The organism is Halorubrum orientale, from assembly GCF_059623105.1.
Genome location: NZ_JBSPSR010000006.1, coordinates 41,963 through 61,022, shown reverse-complemented (window position 1 = coordinate 61,022; position 19,060 = coordinate 41,963). Strand labels below are relative to the sequence as shown.

The 19,060-nt window shown below is 64.9% G+C and carries 20 protein-coding genes; 8 read left to right on the top strand and 12 right to left on the bottom strand.

Translation table 11 applies throughout. From position 1 onward, the window contains the following. Positions 1-12 precede the first annotated feature (12 nt). Positions 13-528 (bottom strand): CinA family protein, encoded by a 516-nt coding sequence (locus tag ACWUI7_RS07105; protein WP_496641760.1) that lies wholly within the window; start codon positions 526-528, stop codon positions 13-15. Positions 529-614: 86 nt separating this feature from the next. Between ACWUI7_RS07105 and ACWUI7_RS07100 the strand changes: the two genes are divergently transcribed. The 3 genes from ACWUI7_RS07100 (at position 615) to ACWUI7_RS07090 (ending at position 3,380) form a co-directional block, all read left to right on the top strand. After that, positions 615-1,265, top strand: coding sequence for a class I SAM-dependent methyltransferase (locus ACWUI7_RS07100; RefSeq protein ID WP_496641524.1), 651 nt, complete (start codon positions 615-617; stop codon positions 1,263-1,265). Beyond that, a complete protein-coding gene (locus tag ACWUI7_RS07095) occupies positions 1,258-1,872 on the top strand; it encodes a transcriptional regulator FilR1 domain-containing protein (RefSeq protein ID WP_496641523.1) in 615 nt (204 codons plus the stop codon). Before ACWUI7_RS07100 ends, ACWUI7_RS07095 begins: the two co-directional genes overlap by 8 nt. Before the next feature lie 182 nt (positions 1,873-2,054). Beyond that, a complete protein-coding gene (locus ACWUI7_RS07090) occupies positions 2,055-3,380 on the top strand; it encodes an ABC transporter substrate-binding protein (RefSeq protein WP_496641522.1) in 1,326 nt (441 codons plus the stop codon). A 399-nt stretch (positions 3,381-3,779) separates the two neighbouring features. On the opposite strand, the gene ACWUI7_RS07085 is transcribed toward ACWUI7_RS07090, so the two are convergent. From ACWUI7_RS07085 to ACWUI7_RS07070, 4 genes are all read right to left on the bottom strand, one after another. Further along, complete coding sequence (locus tag ACWUI7_RS07085) at positions 3,780-4,484, bottom strand: ABC transporter ATP-binding protein (RefSeq protein WP_496641521.1); 705 nt, start codon at positions 4,482-4,484, stop codon at positions 3,780-3,782. Next, positions 4,481-5,335: an ABC transporter ATP-binding protein gene (locus ACWUI7_RS07080; protein WP_496641759.1), complete on the bottom strand. Its 855-nt coding sequence runs from the start codon at positions 5,333-5,335 to the stop codon at positions 4,481-4,483. The genes ACWUI7_RS07085 and ACWUI7_RS07080 overlap by 4 nt, the downstream gene beginning before the upstream one ends. Positions 5,336-5,439: 104 nt before the next feature. After that, positions 5,440-6,795 carry a branched-chain amino acid ABC transporter permease gene (locus ACWUI7_RS07075; protein WP_496641520.1) on the bottom strand — a complete coding sequence of 452 codons (1,356 nt, stop codon included), beginning with the start codon at positions 6,793-6,795 and terminating at the stop codon, positions 5,440-5,442. Further along, positions 6,792-7,904 (bottom strand): branched-chain amino acid ABC transporter permease, encoded by a 1,113-nt coding sequence (locus tag ACWUI7_RS07070; protein WP_496641519.1) that lies wholly within the window; start codon positions 7,902-7,904, stop codon positions 6,792-6,794. Before ACWUI7_RS07070 ends, ACWUI7_RS07075 begins: the two co-directional genes overlap by 4 nt. 202 nt (positions 7,905-8,106) lie before the next feature. Between ACWUI7_RS07070 and ACWUI7_RS07065 the strand changes: the two genes are divergently transcribed. The 3 genes from ACWUI7_RS07065 to ACWUI7_RS07055 all read left to right on the top strand — a co-directional run bounded on the left by ACWUI7_RS07065 (position 8,107) and on the right by ACWUI7_RS07055 (position 9,801). Next, on the top strand, positions 8,107-9,033 hold the full coding sequence (locus ACWUI7_RS07065) for an alpha/beta fold hydrolase (RefSeq protein ID WP_496641518.1): 927 nt from the start codon (positions 8,107-8,109) through the stop codon (positions 9,031-9,033). Between the two features lie 64 nt (positions 9,034-9,097). Further along, the gene (locus ACWUI7_RS07060; RefSeq protein WP_496641517.1) at positions 9,098-9,424 is read left to right on the top strand and encodes a cupin domain-containing protein; all 327 of its coding nucleotides are present in this window, start codon (positions 9,098-9,100) and stop codon (positions 9,422-9,424) included. After that, entirely contained in the window at positions 9,424-9,801 is a 378-nt protein-coding gene (locus ACWUI7_RS07055; protein WP_496641516.1) for a rhodanese-like domain-containing protein, read from the top strand. The genes ACWUI7_RS07060 and ACWUI7_RS07055 overlap by 1 nt, the downstream gene beginning before the upstream one ends. A 23-nt stretch (positions 9,802-9,824) precedes the next feature. Here the strand turns inward: ACWUI7_RS07055 and ACWUI7_RS07050 are convergent, their stop codons facing one another. Further along, positions 9,825-12,209 (bottom strand): PGF-CTERM sorting domain-containing protein, encoded by a 2,385-nt coding sequence (locus ACWUI7_RS07050; protein WP_496641515.1) that lies wholly within the window; start codon positions 12,207-12,209, stop codon positions 9,825-9,827. Between the two features lie 134 nt (positions 12,210-12,343). Here ACWUI7_RS07050 and ACWUI7_RS07045 point away from each other — a divergent pair, with 134 nt between their 5' ends. Then, positions 12,344-13,561, top strand: a complete 1,218-nt coding sequence (locus tag ACWUI7_RS07045) for a PGF-CTERM sorting domain-containing protein (RefSeq protein ID WP_496641514.1) — start codon at positions 12,344-12,346, stop codon at positions 13,559-13,561. A gap of 44 nt (positions 13,562-13,605) precedes the next feature. On the opposite strand, the gene ACWUI7_RS07040 is transcribed toward ACWUI7_RS07045, so the two are convergent. The 4 genes from ACWUI7_RS07040 to ACWUI7_RS07025 form a co-directional block, all read right to left on the bottom strand. Next, positions 13,606-14,505 carry a Vms1/Ankzf1 family peptidyl-tRNA hydrolase gene (locus ACWUI7_RS07040; protein ID WP_496641513.1) on the bottom strand — a complete coding sequence of 300 codons (900 nt, stop codon included), beginning with the start codon at positions 14,503-14,505 and terminating at the stop codon, positions 13,606-13,608. A gap of 63 nt (positions 14,506-14,568) precedes the next feature. Continuing rightward, positions 14,569-14,916, bottom strand: a complete 348-nt coding sequence (locus ACWUI7_RS07035) for a DUF5802 family protein (protein ID WP_496641758.1) — start codon at positions 14,914-14,916, stop codon at positions 14,569-14,571. A 309-nt stretch (positions 14,917-15,225) separates the two neighbouring features. Continuing rightward, positions 15,226-16,122, bottom strand: coding sequence for a decarboxylating 6-phosphogluconate dehydrogenase (locus ACWUI7_RS07030; protein WP_496641512.1), 897 nt, complete (start codon positions 16,120-16,122; stop codon positions 15,226-15,228). 142 nt (positions 16,123-16,264) lie between these two features. Then, a complete protein-coding gene (locus tag ACWUI7_RS07025; RefSeq protein WP_496641511.1) occupies positions 16,265-17,515 on the bottom strand; it encodes a CaiB/BaiF CoA transferase family protein in 1,251 nt (416 codons plus the stop codon). Between the two features lie 108 nt (positions 17,516-17,623). On the opposite strand from ACWUI7_RS07025, the gene ACWUI7_RS07020 reads away from it, so the two are divergent. Beyond that, positions 17,624-18,421, top strand: a complete 798-nt coding sequence (locus tag ACWUI7_RS07020) for an SDR family oxidoreductase (protein ID WP_496641510.1) — start codon at positions 17,624-17,626, stop codon at positions 18,419-18,421. 14 nt (positions 18,422-18,435) lie between these two features. Here ACWUI7_RS07020 and ACWUI7_RS07015 read toward each other — a convergent pair whose 3' ends face one another. Then, on the bottom strand, positions 18,436-18,600 hold the full coding sequence (locus ACWUI7_RS07015) for a DUF7838 family putative zinc beta-ribbon protein (protein ID WP_496641509.1): 165 nt from the start codon (positions 18,598-18,600) through the stop codon (positions 18,436-18,438). 53 nt (positions 18,601-18,653) lie between these two features. Beyond that, the gene (locus tag ACWUI7_RS07010; protein ID WP_496641508.1) at positions 18,654-19,052 is read right to left on the bottom strand and encodes a DUF7975 family protein; all 399 of its coding nucleotides are present in this window, start codon (positions 19,050-19,052) and stop codon (positions 18,654-18,656) included. Positions 19,053-19,060 lie beyond the last annotated feature (8 nt).

Below are 19,060 nucleotides of genomic sequence, written 5' to 3'. Positions count from 1 at the left end.
CAATTGCAAACACTACGACTCTGTATGGTCACGGACTGCTGTGAGCAGTTCGGCGAGTACTCTGTCGGCACTCGCTCGCTTCACCGCGCCCCGATCCCCCGAGAACTCAGCACGCACACTCCGAGTGAACGACGACTCGGTACCCCACGGCGCCGCGTACGCGATACCGAAATACACCAGTCCGACGGGTTTTTCATCGGTCCCGCCGGTCGGTCCCGCGATTCCGGTGGTTGAGACGGCCCATGTCGTCTCGGCGCGGTCCCGTGCGCCGGCGGCCATCTCACGGGCGACCGGGGCGCTGACCGCGCCGTGGGCGTCGAGTGACTCCCGGGCGACGCCGAGCATCTCGAGTTTGGCGTCGTTCGAATACGTCACGAATCCCCGGTCTAGGTAGGCCGACGATCCTGGGACGTCGGTGAGGCGCGAGCCGACGAGCCCGCCCGTCAGCGACTCGGCAACCGCAAGCGTCTCATCGAGGTCGGTGAGCAGCTCGCCGAGTGTCACCGCCGGCTCACTGTTGTCGGGTATGTCGTCGTTCACGCCCCATCTTCGCACTCACCCCGCTTCAACAGTTCGTCGTGGGGGTTTTCCGCGGCGACGAGCACCCTCACAGTATGAGCGACGAGGGCCTCGGAAGCGATTGGGACGAGCGGTTCGTTGCTGGCGAGTATCCACGAGACCCGGAGCCGTCACCGGTATTGTGCGCGTATGCGCCGTCCATTCCGGACGGCCGCGCGCTCGACGTCGCGGCGGGTACTGGCCGAAACGCGGTGTACCTCGCCGGCGTTGGGTACGATGTCGACGCCTTAGACGCGTCGCGTGAGGGACTCGCGACCATCCGTGAGCGGGCGACTGAGCGCGATATCGCTGACGCGGTCACCACGATACACGCCGATGCGACGACCTACGAGCTCCCGACCGCGCGCTATGAACTGATAACGATGAGCTTCTATCACTCTCTCGATCGGTTTCCCGACCTCTCTGCGGCACTCGTTCCTGGCGGCTACCTCTTCGTCGAAGGACACCTTCGCTCGACTGCTCCGACCCCATCAGGCCCGAGTGACGACCGGCACCGGTTCGGCTCGAACGACCTGCTCCGGGCTGGTCTCGGGTTGACCGTGCTCCACTACGACGAGACGACCGTCGAGCGTCCGGATGACCGCCGGCGAGCCACCGCTCGGCTCCTCGCCCGACGGTCGAGCGGCCCCACACAGTCATACCCGGTGCGCCCGAACGAGAGCGAACTGACTGCCACCGATGAGTGAGGAGTCACCGACACATCCGATAGATGAGATGTCGACGACGACGACCCCGGACGACGCAGTCTCACCAGCCGACAAATCGGTCGACGCACTCGTCTCGCTTGTCGAACGCGGGGCGGGAATCGACCTCCCGAATAGGATGCCGTCCGATGACGATCCCGCCCCGATTGATACCGAGCGTGCCACCCTTGTCACCCGCGATGCGGGCGACCTCGTCGACAGCCTCGCGACACGCCTGGCCGACGCCGGTGCCCTCGTCGCCGTTCTACCCCACATCGACTCTGCTGTCGTCCAGGCAGTCCAATCCGATGTTCGACCTGCAGCATCGTCCACGGACATCCGGATAGTCTTTGTTGAACCAGCCCGAACACGCATCTCGGGACCGAGAGGCACGGCGATACGTGCGGCACTCAAAGCGCAATCGATCGACTGGTACGCATCCGATGTGAGTGCTCCTGTCGGATTGCTTCTCGCCGACGAGAACGCGGTTGTCGGTGGGTTCGACCAGGGACGACTCGAAACCGCGCTTTTGAGCACGGATGACGCTATTCGCTCGTGGGTCGCAGAGACCTGTCGACGCTATCTCAGATCCACCGATTCGAGGGGGTGAGCCGCCCGTTCTGTGAGGTCTCTATGCGCCTCACGCCTGTACCCCGCGCTGATACTCGCCCAATTTCGCCCATGGTCCCTGTGCTGGACATGGATTATATTCCATATATGTGACTAGATGCCACAATTTATCCGGTATCTGACAGGGATATACTTATGAACGAGGCCTCTATATGACTGGATATGTCATACCATAAGAGACGGCGTGACGTACTAAAGGGAGTGGGCGCGGCTGGGGCGGTCGGCCTCGCTGGCTGTGCTGGAACCGGCAGTGATGGCGGAAATGGTGGCGGTGAGGGCGGCGGGAGTCCTGACCTTCTCGTGGTGATCGGCTACCCAGAGAGTGGCATCCAGCTCTTCCGAGACTACTACGCGGCCTCCGACGGCTCAGAGGACATCCTCATTCCCGACGGACTTCAGGACGCCGCACTGCCGGGACAGGTCGGCAACGACATGGCGAACGTCACCGGTACCGCCCCAGCGGCCGGCGGGCCGAACCAGGAGGCGTTCACCAGTTTGTACGAGGACACCTATGACGAGTCGCCCGGCGTGTTCACCTCACAGTCGTACGACTCGGCCGCAGCACTCATCCTCGCGAACGTCGCCGCCGGCGAGAACGACGGCACCGCGATCCGCGACCAACTCCGTCGGATCTCGAACCCGGACGGCACGGCGTACGGACCGGGTGAGTTCCTCGACGCCGTCGAGGCGGCTGCGAACGGCGAGAACATCAACTATCAGGGTGCGTCGAGCTCGGTCAACTTCGACGAGAATGGCGACCCTGCATCCGCGGCGTACTCTATCTGGGAGTTCGAGGGTCAGAGTGCCGAGTCGGTTGCGGTCCAAGACACCCAGACGTTCGAGGGCGCAAACCCCGACGGGGCCGGCTCGTCTGCCGACGAGTCGCCCGGCGGCTTCGGTCGTGAAGTGAGCGTCGGTATTCTCCTGCCTGAGACCGGCGACCTGGCGTCGACCGGCCAGCCGATGATCCGTGCAGCGGAGATTCCAGCCCAGCAGATCAACGAATCTGACCTTGATCTCACCGTGAACGCCCAGTTCGAAGACACCAACACCTCACCAGATCAGGGCGTGAGCGGCGCGGAGTCGCTCGTTAGTGCCGGTGTGCCGGCAGTGTGTGGGACGGCTTCCTCCGGTGTGAACGTCCCGGTCTGTCAGGAGACGCTCATCCCAAACGAGGTCGTCGGCTGTTCACCCTCGAGTACCGCGCTTTCGGTGACGAACCTCGAGGATGACGACTACATCTTCCGGACTGCACCCAGTGACCAGCTCCAGGGCCGTGTCATGGCGCAGGTCGCCTCCGATCGGCTTGGGGCCACGTCTGCTGCGACGCTGTACGTGAACAACGACTACGGACAGCAGCTCTCTGAGCGGTTCAGCGGCGTGTTCGCCGACGAGTTTGGTGGTGAAGTGTACGACCAGATCAGCTTCAACATCGGCGCGTCGTCGTACTCCAACGTCATCGAACAGGCGCTCTCGAGCGGCAACTAAGCGGGTCACCCAGTTCCTCGTTTTTTTCGACCCACCAGCGATAGCGCCCTCCAGGTAGGCTCTGTCTCCACCCGACAACACAGGCGTACAGCATATCTCTTCACTACCGCGGTGGCGCACGCCTCGCGAGCCGCCGGAGGTGTGCTCGCGAGCGCGTGCGAGGGATGAGCGAGTCGCCGGCAGCGACTCGCGAATCGGCTGGGGAGGGTGTGGCTGAAATTCGTGCCCGGGTGTCGTGCGGTCGTGTTGATCACAACGCTCACACCAGCGTATACGTACGGAATCGGCTGGGGAGGATGTGGCTTTGACATCTTCCCCGCGCTGAAGCGCGAGTCGGTCTCATCGATGCTCTGTACCCAGTCAAAAAACGGCGAGTGACGACAGTGGCGGTGTCTCCGGCTACCCGCCGAGGAACTCCCGCCGAACCTCCTCGTCGTTCAACAGCGCAGTGCCGTCATCCTCGTAGCGGTTCTGCCCGTTCGCGAGCACGTAGCCGCGGTCACACCGCCTCAGCGCCTCCTTGGCGTTCTGTTCGACCATGAGGACTGCGGTCCCACTCTGATTAATCTCGTCGATCTTATCGAACATCTCATCGACGAGGTCCGGAGCGAGCCCGGCCGAAGGCTCGTCGAGCAACAACAGGTCTGGGTCGAGCATCAACGCACGCCCCATCGCGAGCATCTGTCGCTGGCCGCCGCTCATCGTCCCCGCCTTCTGATCGCGCCGCTGTTCGAGGATCGGGAATCGGTCGTACACCATTCGGAGCGCGTCCTGTGGTACCGAATCGAGGATGTACGCACCCATCTCGAGGTTCTCTTGGACGTCGAGTTCGGCAAAGACGTTCTCAGTTTGGGGGACATACCCGAGCCCCTTATGGATGATCGACTCGGGCCTTGTGCCGCTTATGTCCTCGTCGTCGAACGTTACCGTCCCGCCCATGTACGTGGTCAGTCCGAAGACGGACTTCATCACGGTGGACTTGCCGGCGCCGTTTGGTCCAACGATCGTGACGTACTCTTCGTCGTCGACGGTAAGATCGACGTCGGTGAGGATCTGGAGATCCCCGTAGCCCGCGTCGAGTCCGCGGACATCTAGGAGGCTCATACCTCACCTCCGAGGTAGGCCTCGATAACGTCCTCGCTCTCTCGGATCGCCGCCGGCGTCCCGTCTTTCAGCACGCGCCCTTGGTGTAACACGATGACTCGCTCGCAGTTGTTCATAATGAGATCCATGTCGTGTTCGACGATGAGGAAGGTGTACCCTTCTTCACGCAGCTCGTGAATGTGTTCAAGCAGCCGCTTCTCGAGGGAGGGGTTCACCCCCGCGAACGGCTCGTCGAGCAGCAACATGTCGGGGTCGGTCAACAACGCGCGCGCCATCTCGAGCAGCTTTCGCTGGCCGCCAGAGAGGTTACCGGCGTACTCTTCGGCCAGATGGTCGATCTCGAAGAAGTCGAGCACCTCCCACACCCGCTCGAGTTGTGCTGTCTCCTCGCGTTCGACCGCCTCGCGCGTGATCGGAAGCACCGACCGCCACAGCGCCTCACCGGACTGCCCCTTCGGCGCGAGCATCATATTCTCGAGGACGGTCATCTCTTCGAGCTCTCTCGCGATCTGGAAGGTACGTGCGAGCCCGCGGTTCGCAATCTCGTACGGCTGTAACCCGGTAATGTCCTCGCCGTTGAACCGGACCGTTCCGGTGTCGGGCTCAAGCATTCCTGTAATTAGGTTGAACGTCGTCGACTTTCCAGCCCCGTTCGGCCCGATGAGCCCGGTCAGTGTGCCGGCTTCGACGTCGAAGCTGACCTCGTCGACCGCGACGATGCCGCCGAAGGTCTTGCGTAGCCCTTCGACTTCAAGTGGCGTCTCGCGGTCGGCATCGACCCCGGTCTCCGCGGTGTCGACTACGTCACCCGCGACGCTATCGGCATCCATTGTGTCGTCTGTGGTATCCATTTCACTCTCGTCGTCTGTGACCACATCGGTGTCGCCTGCGTCTGTCGTCACCGATTCGCTATCGGCCGTGGCCGTCGGCGACACCACCTCCTCGTCGGTGTCGCTCATCGCGTCTCACCTCCGTCCGCGGCGGCTGGCGTGTCGGTCGTTCCGTCGCCACTCGGCCGGGAGAGATCCACGCTCGAGGCGATCTCCTTGCGGTGACCGAGCAGTCCTTCTGGCCGGTTGTGCATGAGCCACACTAACACCACGCCCATGATCACGAGCCGGAGCTGACTGACGCTATCGAGCGTGTAGGTGATGAACGGCATCGGGTCGAGCGAGGCGAATCCCGCCATCGCTTCCCCAAAGTTCCGAGGAGCGTCACCGAGCTCGAAGGCGGCTTCGACCAGGTTCTTCACGTATCGCGGCCCCTCGTACAACAGTCCGGCGAAGATCGCGCCACCCAGGAAGCTGCCGGTGTTCGAGCCCGCGCCGCCGATGATGAGCGCGATCCAAATGAAGAAGGTGATGTTTGGCCGGAACGACGGCGGGGTGATGCTCCCGCGGCTCGAGTACCACAGGATCCCGCCGAACCCCATCAGTGCCGCCCCGAGTACGAACGCAGTGAGTTTGAATCGGTCCGTATCCTTCCCCAGGGCGTTTGCGACGTCTTCGTCTTCGCGGATGGCCTTCAGGACCCGCCCGAACGGCGAGCGCCCGAGCCGCGTGAGCAACACGTAGAACGCGAACACGCCGACGAGCAGCATGACTCCGTACAGGAGCCCGTCGACGACCGGCTTCGGGTTGTTCGGGATGAGCGTCTGCTGGACGAGATCGAGGAACCCGAGATACGGATCCCACAAGAAGAACGTGCGAAGCAGCGCCTCAAGCGGGTCGGTGTAGTTCAAGATGAGGCCGCCGCCGCCGCCGAGCCCGACTGTGTCGGCGCGTAGCCCGAGCGCTGCCGGCACCTCGACCGACTGGAACGTCCGCGACATCATGGTGAACCGGATGATCTCGGAGAACGCAACCGTCACAATGGCCAGGTAGTCGGCGCGGAGTCGCAACGCAGGAAGCGCAACGAGCAGACCGAACAGCCCCGCGACGAGCACGCCAGCGAGGATGCCGATGCTGAGCGGGAGCCCGAACCCGCCGACCTGTGCGGCACCGCCCTCGGCGACCGGCGGTTTCGAGACCAGCGCGGTCACGTAGATGCCGATGCCCATGAACCCGACGATGCCGATGTTGAACAGGCCGGTGTATCCCCAGTGGAGGTTCAACGCCAGCGCGAGCATCCCGAACACGCCGACGTAGAAGGTGAGGTTTGCGATGGAGTTCAACTGCCCGCGGAGTTCATAGCCGAACGCCACCCCCGCGAGCACGTACGCGACGTAGATCACGGCGAGCACCACGAGCACGAGCGATAGATCCCGGTCGAAGAGCGCGTCGAACCAGCCGCCGGTGTCGGCACCACTCATGCTGTTGTCCTCCCGCTGAAGATTCCTTCAGGCTTGAACAGTAAGATGACGATCATGACGAGGAACGCCGCGGCACGGCCGAACTCCGACGGGATCCAGATGACGGAGACAGAGGCGGTGAGACCGATGACGATACCGCCGCCGATCGCACCGTAGATGGAGCCGATACCGCCGAGGATCACCGCAGCGAACACGAGCAACAACAACAGCCAGCCGTCGTTGAACCCGAGCGTCCCCTTCCAGAGGACGAACATGTACCCGGCGACCCCGGTCAGTCCGCCCCCGACGATCCACGTGGTCCGAATGACCTGTTCGGTCGGAATGCCGGTGATCTGTGCGAGGTCTTCGTTGTCAGACATCGCCCGCATCGCCTTGCCGAGTTTGGTCCGCTGTAACAACAGGTGGACTCCGAGCATGAGCCCGACGGCGACGACCACGAGGGCGATGTCGTGGGCCGTGATTCGCACGGTGCCGTCGAGCATCGGGACGTTCACCCGCGGAACCGAGCCCGCGGCGGTCGTCCCCCGAACCCCGGCGCCGAAGACGAACTGGATCAGGTACCGGAGCGCGAACGCGACCCCGATGCTGGTGATGAGCAGCGCGATACCGCTCTCGTCGCGGATCGGTCGGTAGGCAATGCGGTCGAGCGCGAGCGCGAGTACGACCGCAAACCCGCCGGCGACGACTGCGCCCAGAAGCACGGCGAGCGGGGCTGTCGTGACACCGATCCCGAGTGCGCCGCCGAACACCGACCCGCCCGCACCGACGAGCAAGAGCGGCCCGATGCTGTTCTCACCGATGCCGGCGACGAGGTAGCTCGTCGCCATGCCGGCGAATGCGCCACTCGTAAGGTAGTCGCCGTGTGCGAAGTTCGCGAAGTTGAGAATACTGTACGTCATCGATAGTCCGATACCTGCCAGCCCGATGATCAGTCCCCGGAGCAGTCCGTCCCAGACGAGCGACGCGAGACTGCTCACCTGGACTCCCCCGGTCAGTAGCCCGCTCACGAGAGAGAGGACCATCCAGAGGACGACCAGCGCGACCCCGATGGCGAGCGGATCTCCGGCCAGGGTTTGACGGTATCGGCCGTACGTGTCAGCGATACTCACGTGATAACACTCCTCAAAATATCGTGTGAAATCAACGTATAAGACGTTTACTACCTCTCGGGCCGGGCAGTGGAATTTCTGTACGTGTGTTGATGCTCTCTCGGGTCACGCCCTCGATCGAGCCGAGACACCGTGTGAACACGGTCTCCCACAGCCCCACCGAGACGTAGGTATTTGTCCACCGGGCCGCTCGATCTTCATCATGACCACCTCGCATGCACCCACCGCTGACTCGGACATCCCAGCCGACGAGATCCCCGACTCGATACCGGCTCGGTCGCGACTGATCGAGACGAACGACGTCCAGTTGCACGTCGTCGAGGCGGGTCCAGAAGACGGGCCCTTGTTGGTGCTGCTCCACGGCTTTCCGGAGTTCTGGTACGGCTGGCACGAGACGATCGCGCCGCTCGCGAACGCGGGATACCGGGTCGTCGTGCCAGATCAGCGTGGCTACAACCTGTCGGCGAAGCCGGGCGGCGTCACTAACTACCACATCGACGAACTCGCCCGTGACGTGGTCGGACTGGTCGACGCCTACGACCGCGAGACGGCCGCCGTCGCCGGACACGACTGGGGTGCGGCCGTGGGGTGGTGGCTCGCGATCCACCACTCGGACCGCCTGTCGGCGTTCGTCGCACTCAACGTGCCACACCCGACGGTCTTCGAACGCGCGCTGCGCGGGTCGTGGGACCAACGGCTCAAAAGCTGGTACGTCCTCGCCTTCCAGCTCCCGCGGCTCCCCGAAGCCGTCGCCCGGGCCGGTAACTGGCGGCTCGCGACGCGCAGTCTCCGTGAGACCAGTGCACCAGGGACGTTTTCTGAAGACGACCTTCGCCGGTACCGTCGAGCGTGGGATCGACCGGGCGCGTTCGAAGCCATGGTGAACTGGTATCGAGCGATCGTTCGGGATCGCCCACGTCCAGCCACCACCCGCGTCGAGGTACCGACCCTCGTGATCTGGGGTGCACGCGACCAGTTCCTCGAAAAACGACTCGCCGCTGAGAGCGTCGATCACTGTGTGGACGGCCGCCTACACACGATCGACGAGGCGACCCACTGGGTGGTCCACGAGTATCCACATCGCGTCGCCGAGGCGATCGCAGACCACGTCGACCCGGTGCCCTCGTGAGGCCCGGCTGTGGTGTTCACCCTCGGCCGACGCGTTTTAGCACTCGCGCCACAAGCATCTCGACATGACGCTCGACCGATACGCCGATGCAATCGATGACCGCTCTCCGGGGCGCGATGAGGTCGTCACCGCAGAGGTTGCCGTCTCCGATGACGTCCTGGTGAAAGCCTTCATCCTCGGGCCTGGCGGCGAGATCGACCCGCACGAGCACGCAGACGCGACGAACGTATTCCACGTACTGGAGGGTGAGCCCACGGTCGTCCGCGACGGCGACGCCGAACAGCTCGCTGCGCCCGCCGTTGTGTACAACGCGCGCGGCGTGGTCCACGGCGCGCGTAACGAGACCGACGAGCGCGCGGTGCTCACCGCGAGCCTCTGCCCACTCCCCTGATGGACGGCGAGATATCTCCACCAGAGCTGGCCACACTGCTCGCAGGCGACAACGATGACGTCGAACTCCGGATCGTCGACATCCGCAGCGAGCGCGCGTTCGACCGCGGCCACCTCCCCGAGAGCGAGTCGATTCCGTTCCCACAGTTGACGACGCGTGTCGACGAGTTGACCGGTGCCGACCACATTGTGACCGTGTGCCCACACGGGATCTCCAGCCGACAAGCTGCCCAACTCATCGCCAGCTATCAGGAGACGACAGACGCCCGCGTCGAGAGCCTGCACGGCGGCGTCGAAGCCTGGGAACGACAGGGACACGATCTGGTGGCGTCGCCCACTCCCGACACGCCAGCAGAGGGACCGGATGCGCCGTTTTGACGCCGACGGTCACGGTGTCTCGCTCACTGCTTCCCCTCCCGTCGGCGGGCGAGCTGTGCTGTCGCGAGGAGCGCGACGATCGCGACGATCGGCCCGAATCCTGGGGTTGACACCGCTCCGTCGTTGGAGTCAGTGCTCTCCTCGCCCGCGGCCGATTCGGGTTTCGCTGTCTCGGATGCGACAGTCACCGTCGTCTCCGCTGTGCCCTCTGGCCCGAGCACTCGGATGGTAACGGGCAGGGGATCATCGGTGATCTCGTCCGGATCGATCGGTAGTTCCCACTCGACAGCCGTCGCTTCGCCAGCGTCGAGCCAGACCGTGCGAGTCGCCACGCTCTCGCCATCCACTTGGACGACGATCGTCGAGTTCGCTGGGACGAGCGCGTCTGACCCGACCTGGGCTGTCACCCGAACCGACTCACCAGCAGTGAGTTCGTCTCGATCGGTCGTAACGTCACGAATCAGAACCGGTGCTGGCTCGGTGACGACAACGGTCACCGTCTCACCGGCGACGCGGACGGTGTGCTGGCCCGTCTCGGTAAACCGATGCTCGAAGTTGGCCGCGGTCTCGACGCCGGGATCAAGTCGTCCGGTCCGGGTTGCGATCGTTCGGTCGTCGACCGTCAGCGACACCTCGTAGGATCCTGCCCGTCCGCCGGTGTTCGAGATCGTCACCGGCACGATGAGCGTCTCACCCGGGACGAGTTGTACCGGGCCCTGTGCCACCGTTCGGTTTCGGTACGGCCCAGTTGCCTGCACGCCTTCGTCTGCGATCCGATACCCGACGAGTGCTGGCGTCTCACCGAAGGCGTCGGCGTGGGCGCGTCGGTCCCACGGCGTCGCTGTCGCCTCCGTGTCCGTCAATCGGCGCGCCTCCTCGCGAACCGCCGCCGCGGCCGCCCGATCCCCGCTTGCACCCGCAGCCGACTCGACCGCGTCGAGGACCATCTCGTCGGTTACAGGGGCTGGTACCTCGTTGAGGTCGCGGACGACGGTGACGAGAGACGCCTGTCCATCACTCGCGAGCCGTATCTGGCGGTCAAGCTCTCCCGCGACGAGCGCGCCTTTCGTATACGGTGTCTCCACGCGCCATGTGTTCGGGTCGGTGAGTATCGCTGTGGCGTCTGGCTCGTGGGTGCCTCTCGCGAGCACACGCTCGAACGCGTCGAAGTCGACCGCCCCCCGTTCGAAGGCGAAGAGCGCGGCGTAGTACGTCGCCGTCGCTTCGGTGATCCAGCGCGCACTCGGCTCCGCACGATACGTCTGTCGCGTATGAACGTACTCGTGAGTCCAGACGTCGTCGGCAGACGCCGTTGGCTCCATATCACGCACCCAGAGGTCAGCCGAACCAACCTGGGACCCACGGACACCCCACGAAACACCAGCCGTCGTGGGCGCAGCGACGGCGAATACCTCCGTGTCGGGTGAGCCAACCCGAAGGGTTCGCTCGGCGTTCGCGAACGACTCGAAGACGGCTGCCGGCGACGGCTCGAGGGTGGCCGCGTCGGGTACGATCAACCGATAGCTCCCGGTTGGTCCTGATCCGGTGTGGGCTTCGTAGGGGCCGAGCACCGCGATGGACGCCGAAGCGATGCCGTCACCGATCACGCGACTCTCCCGCTCGACCCGGATCTCGCCGCGGCCGACGTACCGCCCGGTGACTCCGACGCGCGGCGTGCGAACGATACCCCACTCGCCGGTGTCGACGAATCGGTAGGTCCCGCCCGTAGCGATCGTGTCGGAGTGGAGGCTCGGTGCGGCAGGAGACTCACTGATGAAAGACGCACCCACAGCGGATGCGCCGACTGCCGTCGACCCCGTATATCCGGCCGGCACTGTCGATGCCGGACCGACCGTATCGTCCACCGTCTCGTTCGCTACTATCGCGTAGGTTAGTGCTGGCCGTGTCGTCTCTCCGTCCCACTCCCAGGTCGTCTCGTCTGCGGTCCGTTCGACCCGCTCGAACCCCTCGGGCCGCACCCTGCCGTCGGTCGGACTCGCGAGCGTGAGCCGGAGCGACGTGACCCGATCTGGAATCTGTCTGGCACGGGTGACGACGCGTACGATTCCTGGTTCGTCGGTCGGCGTCAGTTCGTGCCGGACTCGAATCGTGTCCTCGGTCGACTCGGTCTGCGCTGTCTGGTCGCCGTCGTCAACGGCAGCCCTCGACACGTGATCGGGCGGTCGGTGGACGGTGGCATTGAATGGGCTCGCGGTGGCCGGCCCCGGTGTGAGCGGACGCATCGCGACCGTGTTCTCGGCCGAAGGACCCGCTGTTGAGTGTTCCGTGTCACCAGCGCCTCCCGTCGCCGGCTCGACGCCGGTCACTCCGCCGCCGAGTAGAAGGAGCCCGCAGAGGAGCGCCACGGCAGCAAGGCGGCCGAGCCGGATTGTCTGTGCCCGAGTCATGCCACCTCTGTGTCGGTATTACCTAAAGATGATTGGGCCTGTGAGCACGCACCGGTCGTCTCAGTGTTTTTTTTCTTGTCGGGTGAAAACTCTCTCCGATCACTATCTTGTTGCAACAACAACAGTAAGCTGGCATGTTCTCGACGCAAGCACGCGTAATCGTCCTGTCGTTAGTACTCGTCTCGTCGGTTTCGGTGGCAGCCATGCCGGCGGGCGCGGTAGTCTCTGCGGCTCCGAACGATGGACCATCCGCCACCATACAGCCGGCGAACACGTCGAATACGTCGAACACAACGAACACGTCAAATGAGACGGGAGTCCCGGCGAATCAGACCGTCTCGAACGCCACGGTCACACAACTGCGTGAGCAGCTACGTCAGCGCAACGGAACGCTCAACGACATCGGCGAGCTGCTCCGGCAACAGAACCGCACACATCGGCGGCTCCTCGAGGCCCACCGGCTGGCCGAAGACGCAACCGAGCGTCTCCAGCGCCGCGGTCGCGAGCAGCGTCGGCTCGCTACGACGCTCGGCGAGCAGGCCAGTTCACGGAACGGTCGGGACACCGCGTCCAGGCTTCGTCGGCACGTCGACGAACAGGAAGCGACTGCCGACCACCTTCGGACGCGCCTCACACAGAGCAACCAGACGCTCGCCACCCTTCGCGAGCAGCATCGACGACAAAACCAGACGTACGCCACCCTCCGTACACAGCTGAACCAGACACAAGCACTCGTCGACCAACTCGAGAACGGTTCGACTCGAGACCGTGCCCAGACGATAACAGCGCTTCGCGAACAGCTCCGGGCACAAAACCAAACACTCGAGCGGTTGCGAACACCACCCGAGAATTACACCGCGCTTCGGGTGCACCTGCGAGCCACTGACCGCCTCACTGCGACGCTCCAGACGAACCTTCGCACACAGCGACAGACCGCTCGTCGCTTCGGCAATGGACAGCCGAGTGGTCAGACACAACGTGCGGACCGCGGGCTGTTCACCATCGCTGCGGTCGACACGACCGACGAGCCGGAAGTCCAGCCGTCAACCGTGGGTAGCTACCAGATGATCGTCGACGAACAGATCACGGCCGCCAATGACGTACTGGCCGCGGTCGACGACCAGCAGGGTGCGGTGGACGCTGCCGAGTCGACTGCGGCCGAGATCGACGAGCGAGCCGACACGCTTCGATCACAGACCGACGTCGTGTTGACGCTGACAGCGACGACAGACCAATCGCCAAGCGAGTCAGCGTCGACGGACGAGACGGCCGACGACACGTCTGGGTTCAGCGTGCCGTTGGCTAGTGCGGCCGTTCTCGCGGCTGCCCTCCTCGCTCGTCGACGACGATAGCTGACCCGTGGTCGCCAACGGGGTGTTCCGTGTGAATACCTCTCTCAAAACGCCTGCACCCGTACCGTCCAGAAGTCGCGGAAAGCATCGGTAAGCGCCTCCGCTGGTGTCCCAGTCGCGTCAGTCACGTCGGTGTAGTCGGCGAGATCACGCACCTCCCCCAAGACGCTTCGCTCGCCGACGACGATCGTTCGATTGACGTCGGTCGTGCCCGCGAGGACCGACCGCGCTTCCTCGAGGTGTTCGGCTATCTGATCGTCTCGCCGGCGTTCGAACCGGCCCTGAGAGAAGCCACCCTTCGAGTGTGCGGATTTGACGTCGGTAGTAACTCCCTCGAAATCGACACGTTCGTCCGTCTCATACACACCGCAGGCGAAGGTGTCAGAGCGCACCACTGCGAACGCGAACCGCCCAGTCGGCCGGAACCAGGCTGCGGGCAGTCGCGGGCGAGCGGCCCAGCGGTCAAACGGCTCTGGCGGCAGTGGGGTGGAGAGTGCAACGCTCACCGCATCGGTATCGTCGGCTACCACGACCGCCGGTGCAGCTCGGCGGACCAGCTGGCTACGGTCGCCAAAGTGGTCACGGACCGATTTGGGGAGGGCGTCGTCACTCGGGACGAAGGCGGTGAGGACACCCTCTGGATCGTCACTCTCGACGCCTCGTAGTCGCCCGAGGATGTCGGCTACCTTCGCCCCGGACGCGGCCGTCGTGTGGCGGAACGACAGCGAGTGTTCATCGCGCTCGGCGCGCTCGACCCGGTCTTCGAGCGACGCGATCCGGTCTTCGAGGCGGTTGACGCGGGCCTCCGCGCGCTGGCGGTCTGCAACGGCGTCGGATCGGCGCTCGGATTCGGCTTCGACGCGCCGCTTGAGGTGATGGTTTTCTGATTCGAGCTCGGCGATGCGATCTTTGAGCTCGGCTCGACCGAGGAGTCGGTCTATCATGTGCGCCCATCACGCCACGGGCGCAAAGCGTCGTCGCCATCGAACGGGGCGACTCGACGGTCCTCAGGCGTCGACGCCCGGTTCCCAGCCCTCCCAGCGGAGGAGTCGCTTTGCTCGGTCGGCGTCGGCGAGGAGGACGCCGCGCTTCGATGGGAGGCCATCGTCTGGGGCGAGCTGTCGTGGAATCGCGAGTGTGCCGCTCGGAACTCCGTCGTCGGCTCCGACGGGGAGGTGACCGGTGCCCACCTTCATCACGAGTGGTGCGTCGAGTCGCGTGATCCCTTCCCCATCCGCATAGAGCTGCTCGTTTACCCGCTCGTGGTCAGCTCGCTGGATGACGGCGCGGTCGCCATCATGTGGTTCCACGTACAGTTCACCCAGATAATACCCGCTCGAAAATCGTTCGAACATTCTGTGCATGACACCCTCTAGCACGGCAGCACATAAGCGTTTCTCGCCCACCGATGATCTACAGCGTTCCGCGATGGTGGGAGACCGTCGATCTCTCGAAGCACGTTTCGATGCGGTACTTCCCCCTTCTCGTGCAGTGGCGCGCGCCTCGCAGGCCGCCGGAGGCGGGCTCGCGAGCGCGTGCGAGGGATGAGCGGGTCGCCGAAGGCGACTCGCGAATCGGTTGGGGAGGGTGTGGCTGAAAGTAGTGTCCGTGTGTCGCAGAGTCGTATCGATGACACACCTGCTGTCACACACGTAGAGAATCGACTACTCGGTGCGTGCAACCTCGTGCCGACCGAATCCGTATCGCAGCCGGTTGGCGAGCCGGCGAGAGAACCGACCCTCGTTTCGCGAGTCGAACCGCTCGGCGAGCGCCCCGTAGATGAGCGGCACGGGCACGTCCTGTTCGAGCGCCTCCCGGACGGTCCACGTCCCAGTCGACCCCCCGGCCACGTGGTCAGCGACGTCACCGAGGTCGCTCCCCTCCTCGTGAAACGCTTCTTCACACAGCTCGAGCAGCCACGACCGAATCACTGCGCCGTTGTTCCACGTGTGGGCGACCGCCTCGAGATCGAGGTCATACCGTCCGTCGGCGAGTAACTCGAACCCCTCGCCGTACGCCTGCATCAGTGCGTACTCGACCCCGTTGTGCACCATCTTCACGTAGTGGCCTGCACCAGCCGGCCCCATCCGGTCGTGTCCGTCCGGACCGGTCGCGACCGCATCGAAGACGGGCACCAACGCCTCGTAGGCGGCCGCGGGCCCGCCGACCATGAGCGAGAACCCCGCCTCGGCGCTGGCGGGTCCCCCGGAGGTACCACAGTCGAGGTAGGCGGCGGTCGTCGACTCAGCCCGGCGAACTGACGCCTCGAAGTGTGAGTTACCACCGTCGACAACGACGTCGTCGGCCGTGAGGTGCGGCTCGAGGTCCGCGAGGGTGGCGTCGACGGCGTCGCCGGCGGGCACCATGAGCCAGATCCGCTTGTTGGACCCGAGCCGATCACAGAGGTCTTCCACCGAGTCGGCGGGGTCGGCACCCGCCGCGGCGGCCCGCGCGGTCGCTTCCGCGTCGAGGTCGAACGCGACGACCTCGTGGCCCGCATCGAGCGTTCGCTCGACGACGATCTGTCCCATCCGGCCGAGGCCGACGACTCCGAGTTGCATGCGCGAGCGGTTGCCCGCGATGGTCCTAGTGGTTCCGGTCTCGTCGCGGGCGCCGTCTCCGAGGTTCTGGTCGCGCCGTCGTCGACACCACTCACGTTGACGCCACCACTCACGTTGACGCCACCACTCACGCCGACGCCACTCACTTCGACGACGGCTCCGGAATCACGTCCGACTCGGCGAGCCGCCGCAGGTCCGCATCGTCGTAGCCGTACTCGCCGAGGACCTCGGTCGTGTGCTCGCCGAACGTCGGCGGGTGTCGACGCATCGTCACCGGAGTCCGCGAGAACTTCATCGGCGAACCGGGCACCTCGATCGTGCCGGCGGTCGGATGGTCCATCGTGATGCGCATGTCCCGCGCCTCGATCTGGGGGTCGTCGAACAACTCTTCCATGTCGCGGACGTGACTCGCAGGCACGTCGTGGCTGGTGAGCGTCTCGACCGCCTCGTCGGTTGACATCGCCGCAAACTCGGCTTCGAGCGCCCCGTCGAGCGCCTCGCGGTTGCGCACCCGCTTTTCATTGATCTCGAAGCGCTCGTCGGCGAGCAGGTCGGGCCGGTCAAGCGCCTCACATAGCCGCGGCCAAAATGAGTCGGCCGAACAGCCGACAACGACGTAGTCGTCTTCGGTCTCGTACGCCTGGTAGGGTGCAATGTTCGGGTGTTTACTCCCCATGCGACCCGGTGGGTCGCCGCTCGCGAAGTAGTTCGCAGCCATGTAGCTCATCCAGGCTGCCTGCCCATCGAGTAGGCTCACGTCGATTTTCTGGCCGGTGCCGTCACCGAGCTCGCGCTCGAGTAGTGCGGCTAGGATCGCCTGGGTAGCGTACATCCCGGCGCCGATGTCGGCGAGCGCGACGCCGATCCGCACCGGCGGACCGTCCTCGACGCCCGTGATCGACATCAACCCGCCTTTCGCCTGCATCACGATGTCGTAGGCGGGCGCGTCGCGGTCCGGTCCCCACTCGCCGTACCCGGAGAGCCCGCAGTAAATAAGCCCGGGGTTCTCGTCGACGAGGTCCGGGTAGTCGAGTCCCCACTCGGCGGTCTTGCCGACACGGAAGTTCTCGACGACGATGTCGGCTTCGCGCGCGAGATCCCGGAACACGTCGCGCCCCGCCTCGCTCGCGAGGTTCAACACCACCGAGCGCTTGTTGCGGTTGACGCTGCTGTAGTACGCACTCTCGGCGTCGTCTCCCTCACCGAACGCCGGGGGGACCCACGTCCGGGTCTGGTCGCCGACGCCAGGGCGTTCGAGTTTGATCACGTCTGCGCCGAGGTCGCCGAGTTGCATCGTACAGAACGGCCCCACTAGCACGCGGGACGCGTCGAGCACGGTGACCCCGTCGAGCGGACCGACGTCGCCGTCCGGTGTGCGTGCTTCACCCACCATGGCTGCCTCGCATGTGCGGACCTCCGAGCCCACTCGTATAAACCCGCGGTCGCCGGCTCCCGATGCCGAGTCGCTAATGATTAAATCATCGGGTGCGGAGGACGTCGTATGGACTTAGACATTGCTGGCAACGTAGCACTGACGACAGCGTCGAGCGACGGTCTCGGGAACGCGGCCGCGACGGCGCTCGTTCGCGACGGCGCCTCCGTCGTGATCAACGGTCGCGACGAGGACCGCCTCGAGGCCGCTGCCGAGGCGCTCCGTGAGGAGGCGACCGGTGACGCGCGCGTCCACCCGGTGCAGGGCGACCTCACCGTCGAGGAGGACGTCGTCGGCCTCGTCGAGGAGACGCTCGACGAGTTCGGCCGGCTCGACCACCTCGTGACGTCCGCCGGTGGCCCACCGTCTGGCCCGTTCCTCGGGACCGACGACGACGACTGGTACCACGCGTACGACCTCCTCGTGATGAGTGTCGTCCGACTCTGTCGGGCGGCCGCCGAGCCGCTGCAAGCAGACGGCGGCGGCACCATCGTGAACATCACCTCGCGCTCGGTCAAGGAGGCGATCGACGGACTCGTGCTCTCGAACGCGGTTCGGATGAGCGTCATCGGCCTCGAGAAGACGCTGGCGACAGAGCTCGGTCCCGACGTCCGTGTGAACGCCGTCCTCCCCGGTCCACACGAGACGAGCCGGATCGAAGACCTCGTCGAGCAGGCGGTTGACCGCGGCGAGTACGACTCCTACGAGGAGGGACTCGCGGCCTACGGCGAGGGTGTCCCGCTCGAGCGCATCGGCGACCCGATGGAGCTCGGGAACACCGTCGCGTTCCTCTCGTCGCCGAAGGCCGGCTACATCACCGGACAGTCGATCGTTGTCGACGGCGGATCGGGCAACGCGAATCTATAGGCGCTTGCCGGCCCTCACGCCGGCAGCGTGTCGATGCCGTCGATTTCGACGAACCCGTAGCCACACGCTGGGCACCGCCACTTCGTCTTCTCGCCGAGGTGCAGCGTCATCGCGGCGGTCCGATAAAACGAGCGCGTCTCGCCACAGGACGGACACAGCACGTCCTTCTCAAGTGTCATACCTATCAGGCCGGCCGCGGTCGACATTAACGTACGGGTTCACGGGGGGCGTCTCACACTGCGGTCACCCACACCTTGTAGTCTGCCTCGAGCGCGTACACCTCTCGAAACGCGCGTTCGATGAACCCGGCGACGCGGTTCGCGTCCGACCGGGCGGTGACGACGACGTGGGTTCCCTCGGCCGACTCGGGCGTGACGAGCTCGTCGATCCGAAACTCCGGAAACGCGCCGAGTAGCGTCTTCAGCCTGTCGAGCTCGTCGTCGGTGCAGTCCATGACGAGTTCGGTACCGGCGAGCTGAATCCACGGCGGGATTTTGCCGCCGTCGGTGCCATCGCTGTCGGGGTCAACGTCGACGGTCATCACGTCACTCGACCGGGCTCGGTGGGCCGTCGCCGCCTCCGCGTACAGCGCCAGCCGCTCGGTCTCGGTCGCGGCGTCGAATCGGGTCATAGCTCGTT